This is a genomic window from Streptomyces sp. NPDC057623, assembly GCF_042800355.1.
Taxonomy (GTDB): Bacteria; Actinomycetota; Actinomycetes; order Streptomycetales; family Streptomycetaceae; genus Streptomyces.
The window spans coordinates 37,539-63,428 of sequence record NZ_JBHVGZ010000039.1 but is presented as its reverse complement, the minus strand read 5'-3'; the positions used below and the strand labels follow the sequence as shown (position 1 = coordinate 63,428).

The window sequence follows — 25,890 nt, the reverse complement described above, 5'->3', positions numbered from 1 at the left end:
CGCAGTCACTCCAGTTGGGCCGCGCCCAGCCGGCCGTACACCTTCCCCGGCACCAGAGAGTCCAGGGTGACGAAACGCCATCCGGCGACCGTGCTCACCGCCGCCCGCTCCGCCGCCGGGGACTCCAGGGCCGCGACGGGCTCCGGATGCCCGCTGCCCAGCACCTTGCCGAAGGCGGTCCGCTCGTCGTGGTTGCCGGTGGTGTAGAAGACGGGGGCGTTCAGCGGGCGGGCGAAGTCGCCCACGAGGTCACGGACCGCCGTATACGCCTCCACCGCTCCGTCGTCGGCGAGGTCACCGGTGACGACGACCGCGTCCACGTCCCGCAGGTGACGGAGATCCGCGAGCATCAGGCGCAGGGAGTCGGTGGCGTTGACGCCCCACTTGTTCGGGGCGTCGGTCCGTTCGAGATGGGTGTCCGAGAGATGCAGTATCCGCATCTCCCGGACGATAGACGGGCAGTTGGTGGTCAGGACAGCGACTTCAGCGCCGCCGCGTCGTAGGGCTTGAGCTCGTCGAGGCGGTCCGCCAGGACCTTCGCCGCCCACTCCGGGTCCTGGAGCAGGGCGCGGCCGACGGCGACCATGTCGAACTCGTCGCGCTCCAGGCGGTCCAGGAGGTCGTCGATGCCCTTGACCTCGGAGCCCTCACCGGCGAAGGCCCTGATGAAGTCGCCGTTCAGCCCGACCGAGCCGACCGTGATGACGGGCTTGCCGGTGAGCTTCTTCGTCCAGCCGGCCAGGTTGAGGTCGGAGCCGTCGAACTCCGGGATCCAGTAGCGGCGGGTGGAGGCGTGGAAGGCGTCGACGCCGGCCGCGGCGAGCGGGGCCAGGATGGCGTCCAGCTCCTCGGGGGTCTCGGCGAGCCGGGCGTCGTAGGCCTCCTGCTTCCACTGCGAGTAGCGGAAGATGATCGGGAAGGACGCGGAGACCTTCTCGCGCACCGCGGCCACGATCTCCGCGGCGAACGTCGTACGGGCCACCGGGTCGCCGCCGTACGCGTCCGTGCGGCGGTTGGTGCCCGCCCAGAGGAACTGGTCGACGAGGTAGCCGTGGGCGCCGTGGATCTCCACGCCGTCGAAGCCGATGCGCTCGGCGTCCGCGGCGGCCTGGGCGAAGGCGTCGATGACGTCGTCGAGGTCGCTCTGGGTCATCGCCTTGCCGGTGGCCTCCTCCGCGCCGATGCGCAGGCCGGAGGGACCGACCGCCGGGGCGTCGGCGAACGGGGGCTGCCCCTGCTCACGCACCATGCCGATGTGCCACAGCTGCGGGACGATCTTGCCGCCCCCCGCGTGCACCGCTTCGGCGACCTTCGCCCAGCCGGCCAGCTGCTCCTCACCGTGGAACCGGGGGACGCGGTCGCTCTGCCCGGCCGAGTCGTGGCCGACGTACGTGCCCTCGGTGACGATCAGGCCGACACCGGCCGCGGCGCGACGCGAGTAGTACGACACGACGTCCTCGCCGGGGATGCCGCCCGGGGAGAACATGCGTGTCATCGGCGCCATCGCGATGCGGTTGGGGACGGTCAGGCCGTTGATCACGGTCGGCCGGGACAGGATCTGGGCCGCACGGGAGGTGGCGGACTGGGTGACGGTCACGTGGAGGGCTCCTCGGAAGTGGCTCTGTTAACCAGGTGGTATGTGCGCGCGCATTGTTGCACCTACTTAAGCAACCACCTATGCACTACGGCACATTCCGCCTCCGACCACGTTGTGCTGTGACCCCGAACACCCTTGAGGTACGTCCAGTGCACGCCCCTAAGGGGCGCGGGGAACTGCGCGACCAGCCCCCACTCACCCGCACCCGCCAACGCGCCGAGGGCGGCACCCCCTGTCGCAACAGGAAGTACCGCCCTCGGCAAGGACGTTGATCAACCGGGGGCCGAAGCCCCCGAGGTCGATCAGAAGTCCATGTCACCGCCCGGCATGCCGCCACCGGCAGGCGCGGCGGCCTTCTCCGGCTTGTCGGCGATGACGGCCTCGGTGGTGAGGAACAGCGCGGCGATCGACGCGGCGTTCTGCAGCGCGGAACGCGTGACCTTGGCCGGGTCGATGATGCCCTCGGCGACCAGGTCGACGTACTCACCGGTCGCGGCGTTCAGGCCGTGACCCGGGGTGAGGTTGCGGACCTTCTCCACCACGACGCCGCCCTCAAGGCCGGCGTTGACGGCGATCTGCTTCAGCGGGGCCTCGAGGGCGAGCTTGACGGCGGCAGCGCCGGTCGCCTCGTCACCCTCCAGCTCCAGCTTCTCGAAGACACCGGAAGCCTGGAGCAGGGCCACGCCACCACCGGCGACGATGCCCTCCTCGACGGCCGCCTTGGCGTTGCGCACGGCGTCCTCGATGCGGTGCTTGCGCTCCTTGAGCTCCACCTCGGTGGCGGCACCGGCCTTGATGACGGCCACGCCGCCCGCGAGCTTCGCCAGGCGCTCCTGGAGCTTCTCGCGGTCGTAGTCCGAGTCGCTGTTCTCGATCTCGGCGCGGATCTGGTTCACACGGCCCGCGACCTGCTCGGAGGAGCCGGCACCGTCGACGATGGTGGTCTCGTCCTTGGTGATGACGACCTTGCGGGCCTTGCCCAGGAGGTCCAGGGAGGTGTTCTCGAGCTTGAGACCGACCTCCTCGGAGATGACCTCGCCACCGGTGAGGATGGCGATGTCGTTCAGCATCGCCTTGCGGCGGTCGCCGAAGCCCGGGGCCTTGACGGCGACGGACTTGAAGGTGCCGCGGATCTTGTTGACGACCAGGGTCGACAGGGCCTCGCCCTCGACGTCCTCGGCGATGATCAGCAGCGGCTTGCCCGACTGCATGACCTTCTCCAGGAGCGGGAGCAGGTCCTTGACGGAGCCGATCTTGGAGTTGGCGATCAGGATGTACGGGTCGTCGAGCGACGCCTCCATCCGCTCCATGTCGGTGGCGAAGTACGCCGAGATGTAGCCCTTGTCGAAGCGCATACCCTCGGTGAGCTCCAGCTCCAGACCGAAGGTCTGGGACTCCTCGACGGTGATGACGCCTTCCTTGCCGACCTTGTCCATCGCCTCGGCGATGAGCTCGCCGATCTGGGTGTCGGCGGCGGAGATGGAGGCCGTGGAAGCGATCTGCTCCTTGGTCTCGACATCCTTGGCCTGCTCAAGCAGGGCGGCGGAGACGGCCTCGACGGCCTTCTCGATACCGCGCTTGAGGGCCATCGGGTTGGCGCCGGCGGCTACGTTGCGCAGGCCCTCCTTGACCAGGGCCTGGGCGAGAACGGTCGCGGTGGTCGTACCGTCACCGGCGACGTCGTCCGTCTTCTTGGCGACTTCCTTGACCAGCTCGGCGCCGATCTTCTCGTACGGGTCCTCGAGCTCGATCTCCTTGGCGATGGAGACACCATCGTTGGTGATCGTGGGGGCGCCCCACTTCTTCTCGAGGACGACGTTGCGACCCTTGGGGCCGAGCGTCACCTTGACGGCGTCCGCGAGCTGGTTCATGCCGCGCTCGAGGCCGCGCCGCGCCTCCTCGTCGAACGCGATGATCTTGGCCATGTGAAGTGGTCCCTCCAGGACTGGGGGTGATTCCTTCGGACCGCGCCCGCGCCCGCGACGGACGGCTCACATGCCTCGTGGTTCCTTGCCCCACTTGGCCTGCGGGCCTCACCGACCCGGTCCTTCTTTGTCACTCTCACCTTCAGAGTGCTAACGCAATGATTAGCACTCGACCCATGCGAGTGCAAGCGGCTCTCGGGGATCGGGCGGGGCGCTCCGCCCGGGGCGAACAGGGCGCGAACGCGTCCCGGACACGGCGAAGGGCCCGCACCCCCCAGGAGGTGCGGGCCCTTCGAAGAAGAACGTCGCTGCTTTAAGTCGACGCGTGCTTCAGCCGGCCGCCAGCCGGACCATGTCCGCCTGCGGCCCCTTCTGACCCTGCGAGATCTCGAAATCGACTCGCTGGCCCTCTTCCAGGGTGCGGTACCCGTCCATCTGGATCGCGCTGTAGTGGACGAAAACATCCGCACCACCGTCGACCGCGATGAAGCCGTACCCCTTCTCCGCGTTGAACCACTTGACGGTGCCCTGAGCCATGCCTAACTCCCCTATTACTGGCCCTTGCACAGATCCACACTTCGCGGATCCGGGTCAGACCTCACCCCCCATCGGTCGGGGGCGTGCGCCGGAACGCGTCGACCGCGGCTGAATGTATCTGCCCAACTGCCGTCTGCAACAGGTCAATCGGACGAGAAATCCGGGCACGACCGGTCGGGAATGTGGGGACAATTCCTCTGACTTCAGGTCAAGTCGGGCCCGGCAAAGGGAACAAAAGCCGCAAAAAACCCGCACACTTTGGCTACTTCTTGTCGGGCTCGCGGTGGAATTCAAGGGCTGCCGACCTGTAGATCAGCGGCGCGTTCCCCAACTGTACCTCGCTCAACCACACAGAATTGCCCCCTCCGCTTCTCTCACGGAGGGGGCAATTCGATGAACTCTCGGTGACCGGGGTTACCGATGGTAATGATCGGTCATTCGGTCAGGCTCAGCCGCCGGCGACGGCCGGAATGATGGAGACGCCCGCACCGTCCGGGGTCGCGGTCTCCAGGCCCTGCTCGAAACGGACGTCGTCGTCATTGACGTACACGTTGACGAACCGACGCAGCTTGCCCTGGTCGTCCAGCACCCGGGCGGCGATCCCGGTGTGGTTCTTCTCCAGGTCGGCGATGACCTCACCGAGGGTGCCGCCTTCGGCGGCCACTTCGGCCTGGCCACCCGTGTAGGTGCGCAGGATGGTGGGGATGCGGACGTTGACGCTCACGTTGTGACCTCCGGTCAGGTAGTCGCCCTCAGGGGCGCGGGGCTGTGTTGCATGTGCGGCTGCCGCCGCGTGGGCGCGACCGGCCCCCACCGGCCCGCGGACGAACGACTAGGCGAGTCCGGCCTCGCGGAACGAATCGAGGTTGGGACGAATGGTCGCGGTGAGCCCCGTACCGGCCACCGCGTCCAGCGTCTTGAGACCGTCGCCGGTGTTGAGGACGACCGTCGTCTTCGCCGGGTCGAGCAGCCCGTTCTCGATCAGCTTCTTCGTCACACCCACGGTCACCCCGCCGGCGGTCTCCGCGAAGATGCCCTCGGTCCGGGCCAGCACCTTGATCGCGTCGACGACCTGCTCGTCGGTCACGTCCTCCACCGCACCGCCGGTACGGCGGGCGATGTCCAGGACGTAGGGACCGTCCGCCGGGTTTCCGATCGCCAGCGACTTGGCGATGGTGTTCGGCTTCTGCGGGCGGACCACGTCGTGGCCGGCCTTGAACGCCGTCGACACCGGCGAGCAGCCCTCGGCCTGGGCACCGAAGATCTTGTACGGCTTGTCCTCGACGAGCCCGAGCTTGATCAGCTCCTGGAGACCCTTGTCGATCTTGGTGAGCTGCGAGCCGGAGGCGATCGGCACGACCAGCTGGTCCGGCAGCTGCCAGCCGAGCTGCTCGCAGATCTCGTACGCCAGGGTCTTGGAACCCTCGGCGTAGTACGGCCGCAGGTTGACGTTGACGAAGCCCCAGCCCTCGCCGGCCGGGTCGCCGATCAGCTCGGAGCAGAAGCGGTTCACGTCGTCGTAGTTGCCCTCGATGCCGACGAGCTCGCCGCCGTAGACGGCGGCCATGACGACCTTGCCCTGCTCCAGGTCGTGCGGGATGAACACGCAGGAGCGGAAGCCGGCCCGGGCGGCCGCGGCGCCCACCGCACCGGCGAGGTTGCCGGTGGAGGAGCAGGAGAGGGTGGTGAAGCCGAAGGCGCGGGCGGCCTCCAGGGCCTGGGCGACCACACGGTCCTTGAAGGAGTGCGTCGGGTTGCCGGAGTCGTCCTTGATGAACAGCTTGCCGGCGTCGACGCCCAGCTCACGCGCGAGGTTGTCGGCCTTGACGAGCTGGGTCCAGCCGGGGTTGATGTTCGGCTTGGTGGCCACGTCGGCCGGAACCGGAAGGAGAGGCGCGTAGCGCCAGATGTTCGCGGGGCCCGCTTCGATCCGCTTGCGGAGCTCCTCGGCGCCGTAGGCCGAGAAGTCGTAGGCGATCTCCAGCGGGCCGAAACACTCCTCGCACGCGAAGACCGGTCCGAGGGGGACCCGGTGGCCGCACTCACGGCAGGAAAGCGCCGCGGCGGGGCCGAGGTCTACGGTGGATTCGGTGGTGCTTGCAACAGTCTGCGCAGCCATGTGAGGCGAGGCCCTTTCTCCTCATCTTCCTCACGACGCATCTCGCCGTGAGACGGATTTGGCACCTTCCCTAGCCGGGAGCCTCGCGTGAACGAGACCGGCTGGAGGGTTGCCGGGGCTTCATCGGGCCGTATCCCTCTGCCCCTCTGGATGAGCGGTATGAAGTTGTGGTCGGCGGGCCGGTCAGGACATGCGATGGTCACCCGCGTTGTTCAAGACTGTAACCGACAACCAGGACAGTTGAGATAGTCGTCCGAACCGCGAGATGGATCACACGCTAAGGAGCCGCCTACGTGCTGGAAGAAGTCGAGCGCTGGCTGAGCACCCGCTCCTGGTCCGCGACCGATCGTCCGCTCCACCAGATCCTGGCCGCCAAACAGCGTACGGGCCAGTCGGTCTCCGTCGTCCTGCCCGCGCTCGACGAGGAGGAGACGGTCGGCGACATCGTCGCGGTCATCCGTCACGACCTCATGCGGCAGGTGCCGCTGGTCGACGAGATCGTCGTCGTCGACTCGGGCTCCACCGACCGCACCTCCGAGGTGGCCGCCGCGGCGGGCGCGACCGTGGTGCACCGGGACGCGATCCTGCCGCGTATCCCGGCCGTGCCCGGCAAGGGCGAGGTGCTGTGGCGCTCCCTGCTCGTCACGACCGGGGACGTCGTCTGCTTCATCGACGCCGACCTGAGGGAGTTCTCCTCCGACTTCGTCTCCGGCATCGTGGGCCCGCTGCTCACCGACCCCGACGTCGATCTGGTCAAGGGCATGTACGACCGTCCGCTGGGCGGCGCCGCCGGTCAGGGCGGACGCGTCACCGAACTCATGGCCCGTCCGCTGCTGAACATGCACTGGCCCCAGCTGGCCGGTTTCGTGCAGCCGCTCGGTGGCGAGTACGCGGCTCGCCGCGGCCTGCTGGAACAGCTCCCGTTCCCCGTCGGGTACGGCGTCGAGCTGGGCATGCTGGTCGACGCCCTGCATCTGGTGGGCCTGGACGCGCTGGCCCAGGTGGACGTGGGGGTGCGCAAGCACCGGCACCAGGACGGGCAGGCGCTCGGCCGGATGTCCGCCGCGATCTACCGCACGGCCCAGCTGCGGCTGGCCCGCGGACACCTGGTCCGGCCCTCCCTCACCCAGTTCGAGCGGGGCGAGGACGGGTTCGAGCCGCGTACGTACTCCGTGGACACGGAGGAGCGGCCGCCGATGGTGGAGATCGCCGAGTATGCGACGCGCAAGGTCGCGTAAACGCCGGAAACCGGCCGTATACAGGGCGTACGAGAGCCCGCCACTGAGCGGAACCGCACGTTTGAGCGTTTCCGGGCCGGGCTAGGTTGAGGCGTATGGCTTCCACGCAGGGTGCTGTCAGGCAGGGTGCCGCCAAGGTGCTGGTCGCGTCGAACCGCGGCCCGGTCTCGTACGAGGTGCGCGACGACGGGTCGCTGCACTCCAGGAGGGGCGGCGGCGGTGTCGTCTCCGGGCTGTCGGCGATCGGGCCGGACGCGGGCGCCCTGTGGGTGTGCTCGGCGCTGTCCGACGGGGACCGGGAGGCGGTGCGGCGCGGGGTCGGCGAGGACGGCGTGCTGATGCTGGACATCCCGGCCGACGTGCACGCCGACGCCTACAACGGCATCGCCAACTCGGTCCTCTGGTTCGTCCACCACATGCTCTACCAGACGCCGCTGGAGCCGGTCTTCGACGCGGAGTTCCGGCGCCGGTGGGCGTCGTACGAGACGTACAACCGGGCCTTCGCCGAGGCGCTGGCCGGGCAGGCGGCGCCCGGGGCGGCGGTGCTGGTGCAGGACTATCACCTGACGCTGGTGCCGGGGATGCTGCGCGAGCTGCGCCCGGACCTGCGGATCGGCCACTTCTCGCACACGCCGTGGGCGCCGCCGGAGTACTTCCGGATGCTGCCCGACGACGTCGCCGGACAGGTGCTGCGCGGAATGCTCGGCGCGGACCGGCTGGGGTTCCTGACCCGGCGCTGGGCGGACGCCTTCGAGGCGTGCTGTGCGGAGTTCACCGGCGGGCTCGGGGGCACCCGGGTCGGGGTGCACGGGCTGGGCGCGGATGCGGACTTCCTGCGGGCGCGGGCGCATCAGCCCGACGTGGCCGAGCGGATGGCGGCGCTGCGGGACGAGATCGGCCCGGCCGCGGACGGAAGCGCCCGCAGGACGATCGTGCGGGTCGACCGCACCGAGCTGTCCAAGAACATCGTGCGGGGTCTGCTGGCCTACCGGCAGCTGCTCGACGACCACCCCGAGTGGCGGGAGCGGGTGGTGCACGTGGCCTTCGCGTACCCCTCGCGGCAGGACCTCGCGGTGTACCGCGACTACACGGCCGAGGTCCAGCGGCTGGCGGACGAGATCAACTCCGGCTACGGGACCCCGGCCTGGACCCCGGTGGTCCTGCACGTCAAGGACGACTTCGCACGCTCCCTGGCCGCGTACCGGCTGGCCGACGTGGCCCTGGTCAACCCCATCCGGGACGGCATGAACCTGGTCGCCAAGGAGGTGCCGGTCCTCTCCGACGAGGGCTGCGTGCTGGTGCTGTCACGGGAGGCGGGGGCCTTCGCGGAGCTCGGCGAGGACGCGATCGCCGTGAATCCGTACGACGTGACCGGCACGGCGCGGGCGCTGCACGAGGCGTTGTCCGTGGGGCCGGAGGAGCGGGCTGAGCGGTCGAAGCGGCTGGCCGCGGCCGCGACCGCGCTGCCGCCGGCCCAGTGGTTCCTGGACCAGCTGCACGCGCTGACCGGGGAGTCCGGGGCGGCCGGTCAGCCCGCCTGAGCCGCGATCGCCCGCAGCAGTCGTACGACCCCCTGCGGGCCGTCGACCACGATGTCCGCCTTCTCCGACAGCTCGGTGACCTCCTCGCTGCCGCTGCACACCAGGAGGCCGGGGGTGCCGTCGGAGCGGAGTGCGTCGACGGCGGCGTAGGCGGGGAGGTCGCCGAGGTCGTCGCCGGCGTAGAGGACGGACCCGGCGCCGAGGTCGCGGGCGTAGTCGCGCAGGGCGACGCCCTTGTCCATGCCGGGTGGACGGAGTTCGAGGACCATCCGCCCCGGTTCGACGATGAGGCCGTGGCGGGCGGCGAGGTCGGCGAGCGGGGCTCGGAGGGCGTCGAAGGTGCCCTGGGGGTCGGCCGCGCGGCGGGTGTGCACGGCCAGGGCCCGGCCCTTGTCCTCGGTCCAGGTGCCCTGTGCGATGCCGTCGAGGAGGCCCGGCAGTTCGGCGCGGACGGCTGCGACGCCGGGGTGGGGGGCGGGGGCGGTGACCTCGCCGGTGGCGGCGTCCCAGCGTTCGGCGCCGTAGTGGCCGAGCACGACGAGGTGCTCCAGGCCCGGGGCGTCGGCGAATCCGCCGTACTTCACGGCGATGTCGGCCGGGCGGCCGGTGATCACCGCCACCGCGGCCGCCTTCGGGGCGAGTGCGGTGAGGGCCGGGAGGGCGTCGGGGTGGGGCCTCGCCTTCTCGGGGTCCGGGACGATGGGGGCGAGGGTGCCGTCGAAGTCCAGCGCGATGAGCGCCCGCGCGGGGTTGGCCAGGATGGCGGCGAGGCCGTCGCGGCCGGGTTGGGTGGCGGGGGTCGGCAGGGGTTCCGTGGAGTGGCCCATGCGGCGACCCTATCCAGGAGAGCGCCCCCGCCGCCCCTACCCGTCCCGTCCCTGGGGGCTGCCGCCCCCAGACCCCCGCTTTCGGCCCTGAAGGGACCTCGTCCTCAAACGCCGGACGGGCTGAACAACCCAGCCCCTCCGGCGTTTGAGGAGCGGGGTCTGGGGCGGAGCCCCAGAAGGATGGGACGGGTAGGGGCGGCGGGGGCGAGGAACCGCTCGTCAGCGGTCGCCGCGGCGCCCCTCCCGCACCCGCCGCAACCGGTTCACCGTCACCGGATCATGGGCCAGCGCCCGCGCGTCGTCCAGCAGGGCGTTGAGCAGCTGGTAATAGCGGACCGGGGCCAGCCCCAGCTCCTCGCGGATCGCCCGCTCCTTCGCCCCGGGCCCCGAGAACCCCCGGCGCTCCAGCGCGAGAACGGCCCGCTCGCGCTCGGCGAGGGCATCGGGCTCAGGCGGGTCCTGACTCATGCGTCGCACCCTAGCTCCCGCCACCGACACCCTCGCCGGCGACGACCACTACTCCGCGCTCTCCGCCCTGAACGCGGTCGACTGCAGCTGCCCCAGGACCGCCGACGGACTCCCGCCGGCGGCGACCGTCCCCCCGATCCGCTTCTTGACGTCCGCACTGACCGCCGCCCACGACGTCCGCCCCACCGGGTACAGCTCGGAGAGCGAGAGCTGCTCCAGGAACGGCTTGAGGTCGGCGTCCTGCGGCGCCGCGGTCATCACCGTGGACGCGGAGTTCGTGACGGGCAGCAGGTCGTACTCCCGGGAGAAGTCCAGGACGTTCTGCTTGTCGTAGACGAAGTCGAGGAAGTCGCCCACCTGCTCGGCGTGGCCGTTCTGCTTGAAGGCCATCATCCAGTCGGCCACGCCCATGGAGACCTTGGTCGGCCCCTCCCGCCCGGGCATGGGCACCATGCCGAACTTCACGCCCTTCTTCCCGGCCATCTGCATCAGCGAAGGATGGCCGTTGAGCATGCCGACGTCACCGGCCGCGAACGCGGCGAACGCGTCGGCCCGGTTGAGCTTCCCGGGCGCGACCGGGCCGGTGAGCCCCTTGCCGACCAGGTTGTTCTTGAGCCAGTTGAACGTGGCGACGTTCTCGGTGGAGTCGATGCTGTACGAGCCGACTTCGGCGTCGGTGTAACCGCCCCCGCCGCTGAGCAGCCACTGCATGGTCTCGGCCTGCGCCTCCTCGGCCCCGAGCGGCAGCGCGTACGGGTACTTCACGCCCTCCGCCCTGAGCGCCTCGGCGTCGGCGGCCAGCTGCTTCCAGGTGGTCGGCGGGGTGAGGCCGGCCTTCTGGAAGAGGGTCTTGTTGTAGAAGAGCAGCCGCGTGGAGGAGGCGAAGGGGATGCCGTACTGGACCCCGTTCACCTGTCCCGCGTCCGCGAGCTGCGCGACGAGGTCGGCCTGGACGGGAATGGAGAGCAGGTCGTCGGCCTCGTAGAGGAGGTCCTTGGCGGCGTAGTCGGCGTACGCGCCGATCTGCGCCATGTCCGGCGCCTTCCCGGCGTCGACCATCTCCCTGACCTTGGCGTCGACGTCGTTCCAGGAGTACACCGTGACGTCGACCCGGACGCCGGCGTGCTCCTCCTCGTACTCCTTGACGAGCTTGTCCCAGTACTTCTGGGAACTGTTCGCCTCGTTGTCGCCGTAGTCCGCGGCGACCAGCCTCAGTGTCACCTCGTCCGGACCACCGGTCAGCCCGCAGCCGCCGAGAGCCGCCGTGAGGCCCAGCGCGGACACGGCCGCGATCGCTCCTGTACGCCCTGTACGCCTCGTACACCTACGCCGCTGCACGCTGAACCGCCCCACACCTATCATTCGAAACTTTCGAAACGTCATACATATTGCCCCCAATAGGTCTACACCACGTAAGTGGACTAGACCTCTCGCGGGTGCGCAAGACACACTGTCCTCCGTGAGACACGTCATCGCCCTCGATGTGGGCGGCACCGGGATGAAGGCCGCCCTGGCAGGGGCGAGCGGCGCGTCGCTGCACCAGGCCCGCCGCCCGACCGGGCGCGAGCGCGGGCCGGACGCGGTCGTCGAGGGCATCCTCGACTTCGCCGCCGAACTGCGCGCGTACGGCGAACAGCGCTTCGGCGAGCCCGCGGCCGCCGTCGGCGTCGCCGTCCCCGGCATCGTCGACGAGGCGGAGGGCATCGCCGCCTACGCCGCCAACCTGGGCTGGCGGGACGTACCCCTGCGACAGCTGCTCGTCGAACGGCTCGGCGGCCTTCCCGTCGCCCTCGGCCACGACGTGCGCACCGGCGGTCTCGCGGAGGGCCGGATCGGCGCGGGCAAGGGAGCCGACCGTTTCCTCTTCGTGCCGCTCGGCACCGGGATCGCCGGCGCCATCGGCATCGACGGCCGGGTGGAGGCGGGCGCGCACGGCTTCGCGGGCGAGATCGGCCACATCGTCGTACGGCCCGGCGGGGCCCCCTGTCCGTGCGGGCAGCGCGGCTGCCTGGAGCGGTTCGCGTCCGCGGCGGCGGTGAGCGAGGCGTGGGCCGCCGCCTGCGAAGACCCGCAAGCGGACGCGGCGGACTGCGCGAAGGCCGTCGCGTCCGGTGATCCGAACGCCGTACGGGTGTGGCAGGAGGCCGTGGACGCGCTCGCCGACGGCCTGGTCACCGCGCTCACCCTGCTGGACCCGCGCACCCTGATCATCGGTGGCGGCCTCGCCGAGGCGGGGGAAACCTTGTTCACACCGCTGCGGGACGCCGTCCGGCGGCGGGTCACCTTCCAGAAGCTGCCGGAGATCGTCCCCGCGGCGCTGGGCGACACGGCCGGTTGCCTCGGCGCCGGGCTCCTGGCCTGGGATCTCCTCGACCACACCGACCGTACGGAGGTATCTCCCTGATGGCGAACGCCCTAGGGGCGCGGGACAGCGCCGATAAGCGGCTCCGCCGCGGAGCGCGACCAGCCACGACGAACCCGCACCCCGGATCGGACAAAGCGCCCCTGATCCTCTCCGGCGCCCACGTGGTCTTGCCGACGGGAACCCTCAAAGAGGGCCAAGTGATCGTCGACGGCACCCGAATCACCGGTACGGCCCCGGAGAACGCTCACCACATCGACCTCACCGGGCACTGGCTGGTACCGGGCTTCGTGGACCTCCACAACCACGGCGGCGGTGGAGCTTCGTTCACTTCTGGCACGCCGGACGACGTGGTCAAGGGCATCCACACCCACCGCCTGCACGGCACCACCACCCTCGTCGCCTCCACCGTCACCGGCGACATGGACTTCCTCACCCGGCGCGCGGGCCTGCTCTCGGAACTGGCCGAACAGGGCGACGTCGCCGGCATCCACTTCGAGGGCCCCTTCATCTCCCCCTGCCGCAAGGGCGCGCACTCCGAGGCACTGCTGCGCGACCCGGACCCGGCGGAGGTCCGCAAGCTGATCGACGCGGCGCGCGGGCACGCGACGATGCTCACCCTCGCCACCGAACTGCCGGGCGGCCTCGACTCCGTACGCCTCCTCGCCGAACGCGGCGTCATCGCGGCGATCGGGCACACGGACGCGACGTACGAGCAGACGGTGGAGGCGATCGAGGCGGGCGCGACGGTCGCCACGCACCTGTTCAACGCGATGCCGCCGCTGGGCCACCGCGAGCCCGGCCCGATCGCGGCCCTCCTGGAGGACGAGCGGGTGACCGTCGAGCTGATCAACGACGGCACCCATCTGCACCCGGCGGCGCTGGAGCTGGCGTTCCGGCACGCCGGTGCGGACCGGGTCGCGTTCATCACGGACGCAATGGACGCGGCCGGCTTCGGCGACGGCCGCTACATGCTCGGCCCGCTGGAGGTGGAGGTCGCCGACGGTGTGGCGCGCCTCGTCGAGGGCGGCTCGATCGCGGGGTCCACCCTCACGCTCGACCGCGCCTTCAAGCGAGCCGTGACGATCGACCGGCTGCCGGTCGAGGACGCGGTGGCGGCCCTCTCCGTCAACCCGGCCAAGCTGCTCGGCCGCTACGACCGCATCGGCTCACTGGAGCCCGGCAAGGACGCCGACCTGGTGATTCTGGACGCCGACTTCGAACTCAAGGGCGTGATGCGCCGGGGCGAATGGGTGGTCGATCCCCAACTGGGGTGATCTGTCCTGCTGTTGGGGGCGGCGGTTGTCCTGGGAGACTGGGACGGCCGCCGTCCTTTTGGCATGATCGTGAACCTCCGGACGGCGCGTTGGGCGAACGGACGGCACACACATACTGAACTTCTTCGGGGGAGGTCGGCCCAGGTGATCCTCACGGTCACACTGAACACCGCTCTCGACATCACCTATCGCGTCCGGGCCCTGCGCCCCCACGCCTCCCACCGGGTCTCCGAGGTGACCGAGCGTCCCGGCGGCAAGGGCCTGAACGTGGCCCGGGTGCTGGCGACCCTCGGGCACGAGGTGACGGTCACGGGTTTCGCGGGCGGTGCGACGGGCCGTGTGCTCCAGGAACAGCTCACGGGGATCCCCGGTGTGGTGGACGTGCTGGTCCCGGTGACGGGCGCGACCCGGCGCACGATCGCCGTGGTCGACGAGCACACCGGCGACACGACCCAGCTCAACGAGCCCGGCCCGACGGTGACCCCCGCCGAGTGGTCCGCCTTCCAGGAGGCGTACGAGGTTCTCCTCACCTCAGCCTCCGCGGTGGCCCTGTGCGGCAGTCTGCCGCCGGGCGTGCCGGTGGGGGCGTACGCCGGTCTCGTACGGGCCGCGAAGGCCGCCGGGGTGCCGGTGCTGCTGGACACCAGCGGCGAGGCGCTGCGCCGGGGCGTAGCCGCCCGCCCGGACCTGATCAAGCCGAACGCCGAGGAGCTGGCCGAGCTCACCGGTGCCCACGAGCCGTTGCACGCGACGCAGGACGCCCGTCGACGCGGGGCACGCGCGGTGGTCGCCTCCCTCGGCACGGAGGGCCTCCTCGCCGCGACCCCTGACGGGCGCTGGCGCGCCACCCCGCAGACCCGCCTCCGCGGCAACCCGACCGGCGCGGGCGACGCGGCGGTCGCGGGGCTGCTGTCGGGGCTGGTGGAGCGACTGCCGTGGCCGGACCGACTGGCCCGCGCGGCGGCACTCAGCGCGGCGAGCGTGCTGGCACCGGTGGCGGGCGAGTTCGACCGGGGGGCGTACGAGGAGTTGCTGGGGCGGGTGGCGGTGACCGGGGAGGCCACCGCGGCCTGACGGCTACGGCTACTTGACCCAGCCCTTGACCAGCCACATCTGGTCGATGAGGGCGTCGCACTGGTTGCCCTGCTCGCAGGACACCTTGATCGTGTTCGTGCCCTTGTTGAGCTGGACGTAGTTGTAGGTCTTCGTCCAGCCCTTCTCGTAGTCGCCCTCGGGTCCGCCCGCCCAGTTCTTCAGGTCGACCGGGGAGTCGGACGCCGTGCCGTTGACCGTGAGGGTGGCGGTCTGGTCCTTGCCGGGGACGCTGTAGCCGACGTACACGGTGTACTTCCCGGACTTCGGGATCCCGTTCACGGACCAGGTGACCGACGAGCCGACCTGGTTGAAGCCGGTGACATAGACACCGCCGTCCGCCTGGGCGCCCTTGATGTCGGACGCCGTGGCGGCGCCGCCCGCGAGGGCCAGCGCCTTGGCGTCGATCGTCGGCAGGTCGTCCTCGGCCGCCTGGCTGTTGCTGTTCGACGGGCTCGGCGCGCTGCTCTGCTGGGACTGCGTCGGGGTCGAGTCGGCCTTGTTGTCCTTGTCACCCGGATCGTCGTCGCCGCCCAGCATGGCCACGCTGATGCCGATGACGACCGCCGCGACGACGGCGATCGCGCCGATCAGCAGGCCCTTGGTGTTGGGGCCTGAGCCACGGCCGCTCCCGGACCCGCTGCCGCCGCTGTACGCGGGCTGCTGCTGGGCCGTCGTCGCCCCGCCGGGGTGGGTCTCCGGTGCCGCGTAGTGGGCGTTCGGCTGGTTGTACGCGCCCTGCTGTTGCGGTACCTGGCCGTACGCGGCCGTCGGTGCCTGCTGGCCGTACTGGCGCTGGCCGACCGCTCGCACCCGGTTGACCGAGCCCGGGTAGCCGTAGCCGCCGCCACCGGAGGGCGGCTGGGCGCCGTTGGCCTGCCCGTCGGCGTAGAGGTAGCCGAACGGGTCGTCGTCCTCGGGCGGCGTATTCGCGCCGTTGTTGCCGGACGTCATCCCTTTGGTACTCCTCACCAGGTGCGGGCGGATGCGATGTGGGGTCAGAATGGCGAGCCTACCCGCTCCTGCTGACCCAAACGGGTGACTCGGATCGCATCAGCTCGCTGACCTGGGAGTTACCCGGCGCGTCTGTGTTGTTTGGGACGAGATCGTTTCTCTACGTACATCCGCTCGTCAGCGGACTTCAGCACTTCGTCCGCGGTCATCCCGCAGTGTGCCCACCCGATACCGAAGCTGGCGCCGACCCGCACGGCCCGTCCTTCGGCCCGGATCGGCTGGATGATCTCGTTGCGCAGGCGTACGGCGAGGTCCTGGGCGTCGGCCCGGCCGAGCCCGTCGGCGAGGATCACGAACTCGTCGCCGCCGAGCCGGGCCACGGTGTCGCCGTCACGGACCCCTCGGGTCAGCCGGCGCGCGACCTCGATGAGCACCGTGTCACCCGCGTTGTGCCCGAACCGGTCGTTGATCGACTTGAAGCCGTCGAGGTCGCAGAAGAGGACCGCGAGCCCCTTGGCACCGTCGTCCCGCTCACCCTCGGCCGGGGCCACGGTGTGGACGTGGTGGTCGTAGGCGTCGAACGCCGCCACCGCGGGCCGGAAGTCGAAGCCGTGGCCGTTGGCGTCGTAGGCGGGGTGGCCGTAGGCCGCGTCGACCGACTCCAGGGCGGCGCCGAGGGAGGTGCCCCCGGTGCGGGCGGAGTCGAGTGCCTGTGGCGTCGAGGAGCGCTGGCACAGCCGGGAGGAGAGGCGGGAGCGCAGCTCGGCGGAGTTCGGCAGGCCGGTGAGCGAGTCGTGGGAGGCGCGGTGGGCGAGCTGGAGCTCGCGGCGCTTGCGGTCCTCGATGTCCTCGACGTGGGTGAGCAGGAAGCGGGGGCCGTCGGCGGCGTCGGCGACCACGCTGTTGCGCAGGCTGACCCAGACATACGTACCGTCACGGCGCCCGAGTCGCAGCTCCGCCCGTCCCCCCTCGGCGGACGTCCGCAGCAGGGTGCCGATGTCCTCGGGGTGGACGAGGTCGGAGAAGGCGTAGCGACGCATCGCGGAGGCGGGGCGGCCGAGCAGGCGGCACAGGGCGTCGTTGGTGCGCAGGATCCGGCCGTGCTGGTCGCCGCCCATCTCGGCGATGGCCATGCCGGACGGGGCGTACTCGAAGGCCTGCCTGAAGCTTTCCTCACTCGCGCGCAGGGCCTGCTGCTCGCGCTCCAGCCGGACCAGTGCCCGCTGCATATTCGCGCGTAGACGCGCGTTGCTGATCGCGATGGCGGCCTGGAAGGCGTACATCTGGAGCGCCTCGCGCCCCCAGGCGCCCGGCAGCCGGCCGTTGCGCGGCCGGTCCACGGACAGGACGCCGATCAGCTCGCCGCACGCGCCGCCCTGCACACCGGGCGTGTACATCGGTGCGAAGAGGCGGTCCGAGGGGTGCCACTCGTCCTCGAAGCGGGGCGCGGGGCCGTCGGTGTACCACTGCGGTACGTCGTCGTCGTCGAGGATCCAGCCCTCGGTGTGCGGGATGAAGACCAGGTCGCCCCAGTGCCGGCCCATGCTCAGCCGGCGGTCCCAGGAATCGCGCGAGCCGACCCGGCCGGTGATGAGGGCCTCGGCCGCGGGATTGCCGGAGAAGGCGGCGACGACGAGATCGCCGTCGGGGCGTACGAGGTTGACGCACGCGAGCTCGTAACCGAGGCCGGTGACGACACCATCGGCGACCGTCTGCAGCGTGTCCGCCAGGCTGCGGGCCGTGTTCATGTCAGCCATGACCTGGTGCAGTTGCCGCAGGGTCGCAAGGCGGACATACGGCTCCGACTCGGTCTCCATGCTCGCCCTCCCCCCGAGACCTCGCAGTGAATCAAGGGTGCTCTTCGGCGTATCTTCCTTGCTCGGTTCACCGCCACTGAATCACAGCGCGCTGCCTACTCGGTACACAGGGTCAACAATTAATGCCCCTTGTGACTCAAGTCACAGATAAACGTGAACAATTGAGCGGAGTTTCTGCGATTTTCCTGTGCTTTTACTGAACGCAAACTCGGCGTGCTTGTGGAGATGCCCCGAAACGGTTCCGAACTGGCGCACCGGCCTTCCGTCCGTAGTCCTAGGACCCTTCTCGGGCGAAGGCCCGATGTCGGGTGCGCCAAGCTGACACTAGCGTTTTCCGCGTGCCGAACACTTCCCCGCCCGCGCCGCCCGTGACCGCCGTCCTCCCCGCCGCCCGCGGCGCCTTTGGGCATGCTGAGGGAGTGAGCAACGACGAGTTCCGTGCCGCCATGTCGCGGCTGGCCGCGGGAGTGGTCCTGGTGACCGCGCTCGAACCACCGCTGGACCCGGACGACCCGCACGCGCCGGCCGGCGAGGACGTCGGCATGACGGCCACGGCGTTCATGTCGGTGTCCCTGGACCCGCCATTGGTCCTGGTCAGCCTGCGTGAGGGGTCCCGCATGGACGATCTGCTCGCCGAGCAGCCCCTGTGGGCGGTCTCGGTCCTCACCGAGAGCCAGCGGCACATCGCCGGCCGCTTCGCCATGAAGGGCCGGGTCAGCGACCGCCTGCTGTTCGCCGACATCCCGTACGTCCGCGGCGGGGAGTCCGGCGCCCCGCTGGTGGGCGGCGCCCTGGCCACCCTGGAGTGCCGTACCGAACAGCGCGTCACGGCCGGCGACCACACCCTGGTGATCGGCCGGGTCCTGTCGGCGTCGCTGCCGAGCTCGGACGGAGGGCCGCTGACGTATTTCCGGGGGCGATACCGGCAGTTGGGGTGAAGATCGGCGATCAAGGCGGAAGCCGGGGCCCGGAACGGGAAGCCCGACGAAAATCCGTGGCCGCCGATGACCACGCGGCATACGGTCCCCGGATGACATCGACTCCCTCGGCTGCCGCAACTCCGGCGACTCCCGCACTCCGCCTCGAAAAGATCACACCTGGAAACTTCGAGGCGGCGACCGGCATACGCGTCCGCCCCGAGCAGGAATTCGCCGTCTCCCCGGTGACGCAGTCACTCGCCGAGGCATACGTCCACCCCGCGGGCGTCGCCTGGCCCCGCCTGATCGTCGACGGCGACCGCCCGGTCGGGTTCCTGATGGCCTTTCTCGACGTCGACTGGCGCGGCGACGGCACCCTCTTCCGCTCGGGCCTGTGGCGGCTGAACATCGCCGCCGGGGAACAGGGCCGCGGATACGGCCGGTTCGCGGTCGAGTCCGTGGCCTCGGAGATCCGCCGCCGCGGCGGCAGCCGGCTCTACGTCACCTGGCATCCCGGCCCGAACGGCCCCGAGGGCTTCTACCTCGGGCTCGGCTTCCGCACCAACGGGGAGACCAGCGAGGGCGAGACGGTGGGCGTGCTGGAACTGGAGCCGGAGCGGAAGCCGAAGCCGGGCCAGGCGGGCGATGGGGCGGGTGACTAGACCGGCCTGATGTCGAGCCGGGACACCCGTTCGGGGTCGGTCACGATGTCGATCACGGCGATCCGATCCCGTACGAAAGCAAACTTCAAAGCCCGTTCCACCCGACCCCCGACGACCACCAGCACCCCCGTGGCACCGTCGACGAGCGCGGGTCGCGCGACCGCGGCGAGCGACCCGTAGGTCGCCGCACCCCGCGCCACCGCCGCCGCACCCGTGGCCACCCCGGCCTCGGTGCGCGCGATGACGTCCGGATCCAGGACGTCGAGCAGCCCTTGGAAGTCCCCGTCCCGAGCGGCGGCGAGAAAGGCGCCGACGACCTCCCGCCGCCTGCGCGGCTCCGCCTGGCCGGCCCCGGGCGCCTCGGCGCCGCGCACCCGACGCCGCGCACGGCTGGCGAGCTGCCGCGCGGCGGTCGGCGTACGGTCCACGACGGCCCCGACCTCCTCGTACGGCACCCGGAACAGGTCGTGCAGCACGAACGCCAGCCGCTCGGCGGGCGTCAGGGTGTCCAGTACGACGAGCAGGGCGACGCCCACGGAGTCGGCGAGGAGGGCGTCCTGCTCGGGGTCGCTCACGGCGGCGGAGGCTGTGGGGGCGGCCGGGCCGGCGTCCAGGGGCTCCTCCGCGCGGGACCTGCGCGACCGGAGCATGTCCAGGCAGACCCGCCCGACGACCGTCGTCAGCCAGCCGCCGAGGTTGTCGATCCGGGTGGTGTCCGACCGGCTCACCCGGAACCACGCCTCCTGCACCGCGTCGTCCGCCTCGGCGGTCGACCCGAGCATGCGGTGGGCGACGGCACGCAGGTGAGCGCGGTGCGCCTCGAACCGCTGGGCCAGGAAGTCCTTGTCACTCATCCGTCCGTCACAGCCTCTCGTCGCGATCCGTCGTCAGTTGCCTGACGGACGGCGCGACGCGGATGTGACACGACGGACGAGCACGTCGGTGCGGCGGAGCCGCTACCCCCAGCCGCGCCCTGACCGCCCCCGCTTGGTCTCCGAGCGCTGCTTCTTCACCCGCAGGCGGCGCTCGTTGATCCCCCGGGGAATGCGGGTCGGCTTGCGCGGCTTGGGGGGCGGGGCCGTCGCCTCGGCCAGGAGCGCCGCGAGGCGTACGGCGGCGGTCTCGCGGTTGCGCCACTGGGAGCGGTGCTCGGAGGAGCGGACGGTGATGACGCCGTCGACGAGGCGGGACGCGAGCCGCTCGAGCGCCCGCTGCTTCCACACCTCGGGCAGCGCCTCGGTGCTCGCCAGGTCGAAGCGAAGCTCCACCTGCGAGTCACTGGTGTTGACGTGCTGGCCGCCCGGGCCGCTCGACCGCGAGAAACGCCACATGAGCTCGGCCTCGGGCAGGGAGACGGAGCCGCGGATGACGTGGGGACCAGACATGTCCTCCATGTTCCCTGTCGTGTCCGGTCCACGTCACGTGAATATCGGCTCTTCGTGCTCGCCGTGCTCCCTGTGCTCCCCTACGGGTGCTCTTTGGCAAAGAAAGTAAAGACACCTGGAACTTGAGGTACCCCTCTCTGCGTTCATAGGGGTAGCTGTAGCTTCTAGCCGTACCGCAACGAGGGAAGGGACTCCCAACAATGGCTGTAAGCCTGTCCAAGGGTGGCAACGTCTCGCTCACCAAGGAGGCTCCGGGCCTGACCGCCGTCACCGTGGGCCTCGGCTGGGACGTCCGCACCACCACCGGCACGGACTTCGACCTCGACGCCTCGGCGATCGCGGTCAACCCGCAGGGCAAGGTCTATTCGGACGGTCACTTCGTCTTCTTCAACAACAAGCAGACGCCGGACCAGACCATCGTCCACACCGGTGACAACCGCACCGGCGAGGGCGCGGGCGACGACGAGGCGATCAACGTCAACCTCGCCGGCCTCCCGGCCGACGTCGACAAGATCGTCTTCCCGGTCTCGATCTACGACGCGGAGAACCGCTCGCAGAACTTCGGCCAGGTCCGCAACGCCTACATCCGCATCATCAACCAGGCCGGCGGCGCCGAGATCGCCCGCTACGACCTGTCCGAGGACGCGGCCACCGAGACCGCGATGGTCTTCGGCGAGCTGTACCGCAACGGCGCCGAGTGGAAGTTCCGCGCGGTCGGCCAGGGCTACGCCTCGGGTCTCGTGGGCATCGCGCAGGACTTCGGCGTGAACGTCTGACGGACGCCGCACCGCCCTGCGCGCAGGGCAGCACCGCACTGGAACCCCTGGCTTCGGCCGGGGGTTCCGGGGTTCCCGGGCTGTCGGCCGAGGGCTTCGATTAGGTTGCCCCACATGATCCTTGACCCCCTTCCCCTCACCTCCGACCACGACCTCCCGGCCCCGCTCCTCACCGAACTCACCGCGCTCTACGCCTCCAACCGCGACTTCCACGCACTCAGCGGCGACTTCCCTGACCCCGACGACGTCCGGCCGGAGCAGGTGGCCGCGGCGCTGGCCGAGGAGTTGCGGGCCCCCGGGGCGGAGGTGCTGCTCGCGCGCAGCGCCGGACAGCTGGTCGGGGTCGTGATCACGCTGGCCCGGCATCCGGACCCGTCCGACCCGGACCCCTGGATCGGGCTTCTGATGGTGGACGCGGGCGCGCAACGCCAGGGGCACGGAGGCCGGTTGGCCTCGCTCGTCGAGGACCGCTTCCGCGCGGCGGACCGCACCGCCGTGCGCCTCGCCGTCCTCGACAACAACCCCGCGGCCCTCGCCTTCTGGACGGCCCTCGGCTACGAGACCATCGGCTACGGCAGGGACCGCGAACTCGACCGCCCCTGCACGGTCCTGCGCAAGCCGCTCACCACACCGCCCGCCCCCTCCCCCGGCACCGACGAGACCTGAAACCGGCATGGACTGGACGACCCTGGCCGGCACCGCCCTGGGCGCGCTCGTCGGCGTCGGCTCGACGCTGCTCGCGGACCGGGCCCGCTGGCGCCGCGACCTCACCGACCGGGTCCGGCAGGAACGCCGGGACATCTATGTGACCGTGCTGACGAAGTACCGGCTGGCCTACGAGGCCATGCACGCGGCCGCCGTCGCCGGCCGGGACGAGACGGACGCGGCGCGCTCGGCGCGGGAGACAGCCGTGCGGGAGGCGTTCCGGGCGTCGGGCTGCGACGAGGCCCGTGAGACCGCACTGCTCTGCGCCCCACAGGAGCTGTCGGATCTGCTGGAGGACGTCTACGCGACGCTGCGGGACCTCCAGGACGTCTTCGCCGCCGGTGATCCACCGCTCGGCTCACCCGGGTTGCAGGAGCGGCGGCTCAAGCACGCGGAGGCGGTATGGGCGGTGCGTGCGGCTGTCCGGCGGGACCTCGACCGGGCGGTCCAAGGGCGGGCAGCATGAAGGGCGGGCGGGCCTGAGGGCGGGCGCCGTCACGGGTGGTCGGGCTTGCCGTCCCCGTACAGCCAGTCCGCCCAGATGCCGTCGAAGTCCTCGTCCGGCGCCCTCTTCTCGACGTATGCCGTGAAGTCGGCGGTGGACGCGTTGCCGTGCCGGTGTTCGGCCGCCCAGCCCCGGAGGATGGCGTAGAAGGTGTCGTCGCCGACCGTCTGGCGGATCTTGTGGAGGACCATCGCGCCGCGCTGGTAGACGGGGTCGCCGGAGAGGTGCGCGGCGCTTGTGGGCTTGGCGGGCGGGAAGGACCAGAGGTCCTCGTGGTCGTCCTCGCCGTGCTCGTACAGGGCGTCGAAGGTCTTCTGCGCGCTGTCGCCGCCGTCGTCCTCCCGCCACAGCCACTCCGCGTAGGTCGCGAAGCCCTCGTTCAGCCACATGTCCCGCCAGCTCTTCGGCGTCACGGAGTTGCCGAACCACTGGTGGGCGAGTTCGTGGACGAGCAGCTCGGTGCCGGGGGCGCCGGGGAAGACGGGCCGGTTCTGGGTCTCCAGGGCGTAGCCGGCGGCGTCGGGGCTCTCGATGATCGCGCCCGTGGAGGAGAAGGGGTACGGACCGAAGTCGGTCTCGGCCCAGTCGATGATCCCGGGGATCTCGGCGAGCACCTTCCGGCCGGCCGCGTCCTGGTCCGGCACCACGGCGACGTACACGGGCAGGCCGCTCTTGGTGGTGGAGCGCTCGATGTCGTAGTCGCCGACGGCGAGCGTGGCGACGTAACTGGCCATGGGCTCGGCGGTGCGCCAGCGGAAGGTCGTACGGCCTTCCCGGGTCGACCGGTTGAGCAACTCGCCGTTGGAGACGGCCTCCAGCCCTTCCGGCACGGTCACGTCGATGTCGTACGACGCCTTGTCGGAGGGGTGGTTGTCGGCGGGGAACCACGCCATGGACCCGACGGGTTCCCCGAGCGCGAGTGCCCCGTCCTCGGTCGGCAGCCAGCCCTCCTCGGATCCGTCGGCGTCGGTGATCGTCAGCGGGGTGCCGGAGTAGCGGACGGTGACACGGAACGTCTCGCCGTCGTCGAGGTCGTCGTGGGGGCGGACGGTCAGCTCCTGCCCGGCGCGGTTCCAGCGGGCGCGCTCGCCCTCGACCGTGACGCTCTCGACGTCCAGCCCCTTGAGGTCGAGGTCGAAGGCGGAGAGGTCCTGGGTGGCACGGGCGGTGAGCGTGGCGGTGCCGGTGAGGTGTTCCTCGCCGGGGTCGTAGCCGAGGTCGAGGTCGTAGTGGGTGACGTCGTAGCCGCCGTTGCCGGCCTTGGGAAAGTACGGGTCGCGCACTCCGGAACCGCCGGGGGTGCCCTGGACACCGCCACCGCACGCGGCCAGGACGACCAGGGCGGAGGCGACAGTCAGGGCAACGGGCGCGAAACGGGACACGCCAGTGATCCTATGAGGTCGGGCGTGACACCATCACCTGCGTGCTCGACATCGGCTACGCCCTCTCCACCCGCTTCCCGGACCCCCCGCAGACGGACTACCGGCGCGCGGACGTCCGCGCCCTGCGCCACGACCTGTTCTGCGGAGACGTCTACCTCGCCGACACCAAAGCGGACCGGGAGTTGTCCACAGCCTGGGGATGGGTGCCGGTGCTCGACTTCGCGTGGGCCCTGTGCGACATCGCCGAGCGGCTCGACCAGGACCCGGCCGGCTCCCGCGCCTCCCGCCCCCAGCACGCGGAACTGGACTTCACCGAGTCCACCGACCGCATGCTCTTCGAGCGCCGCTTCGGCTGGGTGGACGTCGAGGCGGACTGGATGCCGGCGGAGGAGGCCCCGCTGACCTTCTCGCACAGCGAACTGCGCCGCGAGGCCCGTGACTTCCTGCACGACCTGATCGCCGACCTGATCGACCTGCACGAGGATCTGGGCGAGAACCCGGCGATCTGGACGCTCCAGGCCCGCTATCCCCGGGTGGCCTGAGCACAACGGCGGCCCTCACGACCCGCAAAGCGGGTCGGAGAGGCCGCCGCCACACGGAAACCCGGCGCGGAACCCGTCGCGCAGGGCTCCGCGCCACCCGCTGTCTCAGCCGGCGATCGGGCCCAGCTCGATGTCGGAGACGGTGAGGCTGAGGGACTTCGCGGAGATGTCGGTCAGGACGGGCAGGCCGTTGGGGCCCTGCTCGAAGTTGGCGGTGAGGCCGTCCACGGAGCCGCCGACGGAGAGGCCACCCGCGACGCCGTCGAGGTCGGCGTCGGCTATCTCACGGGTCTCGATGGGGGAGATGTTGCTCATGCTGATGAGCGTCCTTCTTCTCTGGTGGATGGGTCGCCGAAATGCGTGGCGCACTGCGACGGAAGCCCGTCGGACGACTCCGACGACCCCCGTCATGCCGGGATCGAAGCACGCTCGCGTGGCGGGTGGGCAAGCGAACGCCCATCCCTCTACGGGCCGTTCACAGCATGGACCAAAGCCGTCCTTCAACCCCTCCGACGTTCCACAGTCCTCCCCTCAACCCTCCACGCGGATCCCCAGCTGCGCGGCCAACACCGGTGCCAGATCCAGTAGTTGACCAGAACTGATCACCGCGCCCGACAGTCGGTCCACCCCGCGCGCGATGTCCAGTTCGGCCGCCCCCCGCAGGTCCACGTCCGCCAGCGTCACCCCGGTGAGGTCCGCCCCCTTCACCGCGCAGTCCACGAACTCCACCCGCTCCAGCCGGGCGCCCCCGAAGTCCGGCTCGACCAGGACGCAGCCCTCGAAGACGACGTCTGTGAGCCTGGCCTTGCGCAGGTTCAGGTAGTCGATCTTGCCGCCGCGGATCACGACCCGCTCCAGCGCGGCCCCGTGCAGCTGCACCCCGCCCAGCCGGGCGTCGACCAGCTCCACATCCCGCAGGGTCGACTCGGCGAGGTCGGTGCCGACACCCCGGAGCCCCGTGAGGGCCGAATCGAGGATCCGGGCGTGCTGCAGTCTCGTCCCGTCCAGCGCGCACCCCGTCAGCGCGCAGTCCATGAAGCGGGCGCCCCCGCCGTCCTGCCCGGTGAGGTCCTCCTCCCGGAACTCCAGCCCGTCGTAGTCCCCGTCCGGCTCCAACTCCCCCTCCCGGAACGGCTCCAGCGGCGGCAGCCGCACCTCGGGCCGCCGCGCCGCCTTCACGGCGCCCCGCCCCGGACCGCCGCCCTCACCCATCGCTCTCCTCGCCATGCCCCCATGCTGCACCCCACCACTGACAATTCCCG

Annotated in this window: 27 protein-coding genes and 1 riboswitch; of the genes, 11 read left to right on the top strand and 16 right to left on the bottom strand. The window is 70.7% G+C overall.

Features of this window, described 5'->3' with window-relative positions:
* Positions 1 to 5 precede the first annotated feature (5 nt).
* From ACFU95_RS31660 to thrC, 6 genes are all read right to left on the bottom strand, one after another.
* Positions 6 to 440 carry a metallophosphoesterase gene (locus ACFU95_RS31660; RefSeq protein ID WP_383834452.1) on the bottom strand — a complete coding sequence of 145 codons (435 nt, stop codon included), beginning with the start codon at positions 438 to 440 and terminating at the stop codon, positions 6 to 8.
* 29 nt (positions 441 to 469) lie between these two features.
* Positions 470 to 1,597 carry an NADH:flavin oxidoreductase gene (locus ACFU95_RS31655; protein ID WP_383834449.1) on the bottom strand — a complete coding sequence of 376 codons (1,128 nt, stop codon included), beginning with the start codon at positions 1,595 to 1,597 and terminating at the stop codon, positions 470 to 472.
* A 302-nt stretch (positions 1,598 to 1,899) separates the two neighbouring features.
* Positions 1,900 to 3,522: a chaperonin GroEL gene (gene groL / locus ACFU95_RS31650; RefSeq protein ID WP_351200653.1), complete on the bottom strand. Its 1,623-nt coding sequence runs from the start codon at positions 3,520 to 3,522 to the stop codon at positions 1,900 to 1,902.
* A gap of 330 nt (positions 3,523 to 3,852) precedes the next feature.
* Complete coding sequence (locus ACFU95_RS31645; RefSeq protein ID WP_016436693.1) at positions 3,853 to 4,059, bottom strand: cold-shock protein; 207 nt, start codon at positions 4,057 to 4,059, stop codon at positions 3,853 to 3,855.
* Between the two features lie 448 nt (positions 4,060 to 4,507).
* Positions 4,508 to 4,783, bottom strand: a complete 276-nt coding sequence (locus ACFU95_RS31640) for a MoaD/ThiS family protein (RefSeq protein WP_164323599.1) — start codon at positions 4,781 to 4,783, stop codon at positions 4,508 to 4,510.
* Positions 4,784 to 4,891: 108 nt separating this feature from the next.
* A complete protein-coding gene (gene thrC / locus ACFU95_RS31635) occupies positions 4,892 to 6,178 on the bottom strand; it encodes a threonine synthase (RefSeq protein WP_383834444.1) in 1,287 nt (428 codons plus the stop codon).
* 18 nt (positions 6,179 to 6,196) lie between these two features.
* Positions 6,197 to 6,335: riboswitch (SAM riboswitch) on the bottom strand.
* Positions 6,336 to 6,471: 136 nt separating this feature from the next.
* On the opposite strand from thrC, the gene ACFU95_RS31630 reads away from it, so the two are divergent.
* Entirely contained in the window at positions 6,472 to 7,416 is a 945-nt protein-coding gene (locus ACFU95_RS31630; protein WP_383834441.1) for a glucosyl-3-phosphoglycerate synthase, read from the top strand.
* A 95-nt stretch (positions 7,417 to 7,511) separates the two neighbouring features.
* Positions 7,512 to 8,957, top strand: a complete 1,446-nt coding sequence (locus ACFU95_RS31625) for a trehalose-6-phosphate synthase (protein ID WP_383834438.1) — start codon at positions 7,512 to 7,514, stop codon at positions 8,955 to 8,957.
* Here ACFU95_RS31625 and otsB read toward each other — a convergent pair.
* The 3 genes from otsB to ACFU95_RS31610 all read right to left on the bottom strand — a co-directional run bounded on the left by otsB (position 8,945) and on the right by ACFU95_RS31610 (position 11,536).
* Complete coding sequence (gene otsB / locus ACFU95_RS31620; RefSeq protein ID WP_383834435.1) at positions 8,945 to 9,784, bottom strand: trehalose-phosphatase; 840 nt, start codon at positions 9,782 to 9,784, stop codon at positions 8,945 to 8,947. The genes ACFU95_RS31625 and otsB overlap by 13 nt on opposite strands.
* Positions 9,785 to 10,003: 219 nt before the next feature.
* Positions 10,004 to 10,252 (bottom strand): DUF3263 domain-containing protein, encoded by a 249-nt coding sequence (locus ACFU95_RS31615; protein ID WP_383834432.1) that lies wholly within the window; start codon positions 10,250 to 10,252, stop codon positions 10,004 to 10,006.
* 48 nt (positions 10,253 to 10,300) lie between these two features.
* The gene (locus ACFU95_RS31610; protein WP_383834429.1) at positions 10,301 to 11,536 is read right to left on the bottom strand and encodes an ABC transporter substrate-binding protein; all 1,236 of its coding nucleotides are present in this window, start codon (positions 11,534 to 11,536) and stop codon (positions 10,301 to 10,303) included.
* 175 nt (positions 11,537 to 11,711) lie between these two features.
* Here ACFU95_RS31610 and ACFU95_RS31605 point away from each other — a divergent pair, with 175 nt between their 5' ends.
* The 3 genes from ACFU95_RS31605 (at position 11,712) to ACFU95_RS31595 (ending at position 14,965) form a co-directional block, all read left to right on the top strand.
* On the top strand, positions 11,712 to 12,656 hold the full coding sequence (locus ACFU95_RS31605) for an ROK family protein (protein WP_383834426.1): 945 nt from the start codon (positions 11,712 to 11,714) through the stop codon (positions 12,654 to 12,656).
* Positions 12,656 to 13,891 carry an N-acetylglucosamine-6-phosphate deacetylase gene (gene nagA, locus ACFU95_RS31600; protein ID WP_383834423.1) on the top strand — a complete coding sequence of 412 codons (1,236 nt, stop codon included), beginning with the start codon at positions 12,656 to 12,658 and terminating at the stop codon, positions 13,889 to 13,891. Before ACFU95_RS31605 ends, nagA begins: the two co-directional genes overlap by 1 nt.
* 144 nt (positions 13,892 to 14,035) lie before the next feature.
* Positions 14,036 to 14,965, top strand: a complete 930-nt coding sequence (locus tag ACFU95_RS31595) for a 1-phosphofructokinase family hexose kinase (RefSeq protein ID WP_383834420.1) — start codon at positions 14,036 to 14,038, stop codon at positions 14,963 to 14,965.
* Positions 14,966 to 14,974: 9 nt separating this feature from the next.
* On the opposite strand, the gene ACFU95_RS31590 is transcribed toward ACFU95_RS31595, so the two are convergent.
* Both ACFU95_RS31590 and cdgB read right to left on the bottom strand, forming a co-directional pair.
* Positions 14,975 to 15,937 carry a CBM35 domain-containing protein gene (locus ACFU95_RS31590; protein WP_383834417.1) on the bottom strand — a complete coding sequence of 321 codons (963 nt, stop codon included), beginning with the start codon at positions 15,935 to 15,937 and terminating at the stop codon, positions 14,975 to 14,977.
* Between the two features lie 119 nt (positions 15,938 to 16,056).
* Positions 16,057 to 17,754 carry a diguanylate cyclase CdgB gene (cdgB, locus tag ACFU95_RS31585; protein WP_383834414.1) on the bottom strand — a complete coding sequence of 566 codons (1,698 nt, stop codon included), beginning with the start codon at positions 17,752 to 17,754 and terminating at the stop codon, positions 16,057 to 16,059.
* A 338-nt stretch (positions 17,755 to 18,092) separates the two neighbouring features.
* Between cdgB and ACFU95_RS31580 the strand changes: the two genes are divergently transcribed.
* Positions 18,093 to 18,692 (top strand): flavin reductase family protein, encoded by a 600-nt coding sequence (locus ACFU95_RS31580; RefSeq protein ID WP_383834411.1) that lies wholly within the window; start codon positions 18,093 to 18,095, stop codon positions 18,690 to 18,692.
* Between the two features lie 92 nt (positions 18,693 to 18,784).
* Positions 18,785 to 19,333 (top strand): GNAT family N-acetyltransferase, encoded by a 549-nt coding sequence (locus ACFU95_RS31575; RefSeq protein WP_383834408.1) that lies wholly within the window; start codon positions 18,785 to 18,787, stop codon positions 19,331 to 19,333.
* Here ACFU95_RS31575 and ACFU95_RS31570 read toward each other — a convergent pair.
* Positions 19,330 to 20,187, bottom strand: a complete 858-nt coding sequence (locus ACFU95_RS31570; protein WP_383834405.1) for a sigma-70 family RNA polymerase sigma factor — start codon at positions 20,185 to 20,187, stop codon at positions 19,330 to 19,332. The two genes, ACFU95_RS31575 and ACFU95_RS31570, sit on opposite strands and share 4 nt — an antisense overlap.
* A 102-nt stretch (positions 20,188 to 20,289) precedes the next feature.
* On the bottom strand, positions 20,290 to 20,727 hold the full coding sequence (gene arfB / locus ACFU95_RS31565; RefSeq protein WP_383834402.1) for an alternative ribosome rescue aminoacyl-tRNA hydrolase ArfB: 438 nt from the start codon (positions 20,725 to 20,727) through the stop codon (positions 20,290 to 20,292).
* A gap of 191 nt (positions 20,728 to 20,918) precedes the next feature.
* Here arfB and ACFU95_RS31560 point away from each other — a divergent pair, with 191 nt between their 5' ends.
* The 3 genes from ACFU95_RS31560 to ACFU95_RS31550 all read left to right on the top strand — a co-directional run bounded on the left by ACFU95_RS31560 (position 20,919) and on the right by ACFU95_RS31550 (position 22,665).
* Positions 20,919 to 21,494, top strand: coding sequence for a TerD family protein (locus ACFU95_RS31560; protein WP_067371740.1), 576 nt, complete (start codon positions 20,919 to 20,921; stop codon positions 21,492 to 21,494).
* Between the two features lie 114 nt (positions 21,495 to 21,608).
* Positions 21,609 to 22,160 carry a GNAT family N-acetyltransferase gene (locus tag ACFU95_RS31555; RefSeq protein ID WP_383834398.1) on the top strand — a complete coding sequence of 184 codons (552 nt, stop codon included), beginning with the start codon at positions 21,609 to 21,611 and terminating at the stop codon, positions 22,158 to 22,160.
* Positions 22,161 to 22,167: 7 nt separating this feature from the next.
* Complete coding sequence (locus ACFU95_RS31550) at positions 22,168 to 22,665, top strand: hypothetical protein (protein WP_383834395.1); 498 nt, start codon at positions 22,168 to 22,170, stop codon at positions 22,663 to 22,665.
* A gap of 29 nt (positions 22,666 to 22,694) precedes the next feature.
* On the opposite strand, the gene ACFU95_RS31545 is transcribed toward ACFU95_RS31550, so the two are convergent.
* Positions 22,695 to 24,086, bottom strand: a complete 1,392-nt coding sequence (locus tag ACFU95_RS31545; RefSeq protein WP_383834392.1) for a M1 family metallopeptidase — start codon at positions 24,084 to 24,086, stop codon at positions 22,695 to 22,697.
* Positions 24,087 to 24,127: 41 nt separating this feature from the next.
* On the opposite strand from ACFU95_RS31545, the gene ACFU95_RS31540 reads away from it, so the two are divergent.
* Positions 24,128 to 24,628: a hypothetical protein gene (locus ACFU95_RS31540; protein WP_383834389.1), complete on the top strand. Its 501-nt coding sequence runs from the start codon at positions 24,128 to 24,130 to the stop codon at positions 24,626 to 24,628.
* A gap of 105 nt (positions 24,629 to 24,733) precedes the next feature.
* Here ACFU95_RS31540 and ACFU95_RS31535 read toward each other — a convergent pair whose 3' ends face one another.
* Entirely contained in the window at positions 24,734 to 24,943 is a 210-nt protein-coding gene (locus tag ACFU95_RS31535; protein ID WP_383834386.1) for a hypothetical protein, read from the bottom strand.
* 216 nt (positions 24,944 to 25,159) lie between these two features.
* Positions 25,160 to 25,855: a pentapeptide repeat-containing protein gene (locus ACFU95_RS31530; protein WP_383834383.1), complete on the bottom strand. Its 696-nt coding sequence runs from the start codon at positions 25,853 to 25,855 to the stop codon at positions 25,160 to 25,162.
* Positions 25,856 to 25,890 lie beyond the last annotated feature (35 nt).